This window comes from Thalassobacterium maritimum (assembly GCF_031127805.1).
Classification (GTDB): domain Bacteria; phylum Verrucomicrobiota; class Verrucomicrobiia; order Opitutales; family Coraliomargaritaceae; genus Thalassobacterium; species Thalassobacterium maritimum.
Genome location: NZ_JARXHW010000111.1, coordinates 1 through 2,547, shown reverse-complemented (window position 1 = coordinate 2,547; position 2,547 = coordinate 1). Strand labels below are relative to the sequence as shown.

At 48.8% G+C, this 2,547-nt stretch carries 3 protein-coding genes; all 3 read left to right on the top strand.

Annotation, left to right across the window (positions count from 1 at the left end; translation table 11 throughout):
• The coding region (locus QEH52_RS19295; protein ID WP_308952592.1) for an RHS repeat-associated core domain-containing protein at window positions 1-1,362 on the top strand (1,362 nt) is incomplete at its 5' end.
• 28 nt (window positions 1,363-1,390) lie between these two features.
• Window positions 1,391-1,864: a hypothetical protein gene (locus tag QEH52_RS19290; RefSeq protein ID WP_308952591.1), complete on the top strand. Its 474-nt coding sequence runs from the start codon at window positions 1,391-1,393 to the stop codon at window positions 1,862-1,864.
• A 422-nt stretch (window positions 1,865-2,286) separates the two neighbouring features.
• Window positions 2,287-2,469: a hypothetical protein gene (locus QEH52_RS19285; protein WP_308952590.1), complete on the top strand. Its 183-nt coding sequence runs from the start codon at window positions 2,287-2,289 to the stop codon at window positions 2,467-2,469.
• The last annotated feature ends 78 nt before the right edge of the window (window positions 2,470-2,547 follow it).

Below are 2,547 nucleotides of genomic sequence, written 5' to 3'. Positions count from 1 at the left end.
TACATCTGGACTGCACAATATGACGGCTTTGGACGGCGTTTCCAGACCGATTACTCGCCCGCCGGAGCCAACGCGATCACGATCGAAAAGAACCGAATCAAAACATGGTTCGATCCTCAGGTCGAATATATGGTCGCCGCCGTCGAGCATCACGGGCAGCGCGAGTGGCTCGTCCACGGCCCCGACCTCGACACCGGCTACGGAGCCTTCCAAGGTCTCGGCGGCTTAGAAGCCATCGTCGATGAGGCAACGGGCAAAACGACACCAATTATCGACACGGTTCACGGACACGTCGTCGCCACCATCGACCTCGGCGTCATCGCCAACGCAGCTGACGATACAGTTATTTACAAAGAGCAGCAGTTCGGCGGATATGGCCCATTGCCCGGATCACAGCAACAGCCTCTCGAAGTCACCGAAAGCTTGGCTGAATCTCTCGGCTGGCAAACCCGCCCTATCGATCCAACTGGTTTCTTCGTCATGGGCGCACGCCACTACGATCCGCTGGGTGGACGCTTTCTTTCCGCAGATCCATTCGGCCATGGAGCGACGCCAGACTTGTATAGCTACGCCGGTGGCGACCCTATCAACTTTGTCGATCCCACGGGGAGAAAATACAAGCAAGGCGATCCGATAGGTAAGGAGGAGGAAAAAGGTTTCTTTGGTTATTTCTGGGACGAAGTCAAAGGTCTCAACGAAATGCAGAAGGCAGCAAGTAATGCCATCACGGACTCAATCGGAAATTTCCTGATGGATGAAGGACCTAAGATGGTTGGTGATGCCATGCACATTGCGGTCGGTGATGTGCAGCACAAAGGTTACAGCGATACCTACAAAGAATTAACCGATCCTAATCGTCCCACTGTTGAATTTTTGGGGGTCGACTTTGATGCTCCGACGCTGGCTATCCCGGTAACAGAAACCGTCGAAGCTTATAACGCCGGATATGATACAGGCACTGCCGCATTGGAAGGTGACTGGAAGGCTGTTCAAGCTGGAATTATTATAGCTGGCATTGAATTAATTGATAGAAGGACGCCAGGGAATGTTAATACTCCCCACATTAAAGTTGAAGGAGGCAAGGCAGTTAATGCTCCGAAGGTTGGAGCGCCAAATTCGATCTATGAACATACTCGACCTGATGGCAGTAGCAGTGTGACTTACTACAATGAGCGGGGGCAGGCCTTCTCTAGAGAGGATTATGGACAACAAAGAACTCACGGTGAGTTGGGCAGCGGTTCAGACGGAAGATCAGTTCCTCATGAACACAGGACGGAATATAGTGAACAAGGGCCAATTGGTAATTCTTACCGAGAGTTGGATAGTAATGGTATGCCTGTGGGGACGTGGTATCAAGAATAATTATACGTATAGAAAGTGGAGAGTAGTTATGTCGAATGAAATATATGGATTTGTCGATGTGTCGTTGTCGAGTAGTGGAAGTGAGAGTTTATTCAAAAAACTAGAGAATACCTATGGGGTTGGAGTCTGTAAAATAGGAGAGGAACAGCTATACAATTTCCCTCAGTATTTACTTGATCAATCTTCAGGGAAGTTACTTTTTTGTATTGCGGATAAGCCTGGTGGTTGGAATGCAACCTGCCTGATTGATTATCTGAACTATGCCACTAATGCCAGCATAGGCTTGCCATTAAATGGAGTCGATCGGGTTCGACTTCTTGAGCAGGTTCTTGCTGATTTACTCCTTGAATCTAATGCATCTAGATTATGTGTTGCATTGACTGATTCATCGCTAATTGATGAAAGTAAAATTGTTTTATTAGAAAGTTTCCATGAAATACTGTCTAATGATTTTGCTGAGTGTGCTCCTCCTTGTGTGCTATACGATCTAAGGGTAAAATAGGACCAATAAAAGAAGGCACAGGCCAACCATAAGCACGGGGACAGATCGCATGCCAAAACGGATGAAAAGATGTAAAAAGAAGGCACAGGCCAACCATAAGCACGGGGACAGATCGCATGCCAAAACGGATGAAAAGATGTAGTTTGATGCAGCTCCTTCGCGAGAGAAGTTCTGTTGTTTTGGAGTCACCTAATCGCTTTATTCACTTTGTGGCAGGACGTCCGATTCGAATCGCCCAACGGCTCGCAAAGTCAATGCGCTTGATGTGGGACCCCGTTTTATGAAGCTCGCTTATCGGTTTGGCATTGCAGCACCCAGCCCGCCTCGTAGTGTTGTCCTCCTTAGCCAAAACCTGCCCGTTATTTCTTTCAATCTAGATCAAGGTTTTCAAATTAAGTTAGCAATGCGACTGCCCAAACGATGTGAAAATAATTGATTCAAAATGCTGGAGTTCGGCAAGGCGATTCGTAGTTCCCGCTGAAACCGCCCAGCCCGAGGAGCGCAGCTTCACCGTCAGCGGCAGCAGCACCGGCCCCGGCATTTTCGAACTGTTCCTCGGCGAAGGAGCCAGCCCTTCGACCTTTGAGTTTTTTGCAGACTATTGATCCGGATGTGGATTACGGCGACGGCACTTGGAGTATTCCACTCACACTCGAAGCCGGGCAATACACCCTCGAAGCACG

Bases quoted from the DNA above. Each gene is read 5' to 3' on its own strand.
- QEH52_RS19290 (WP_308952591.1), top strand. From the start codon at position 1,391: ATGTCGAATGAAATATATGGATTTGTCGATGTGTCGTTGTCGAGTAGT.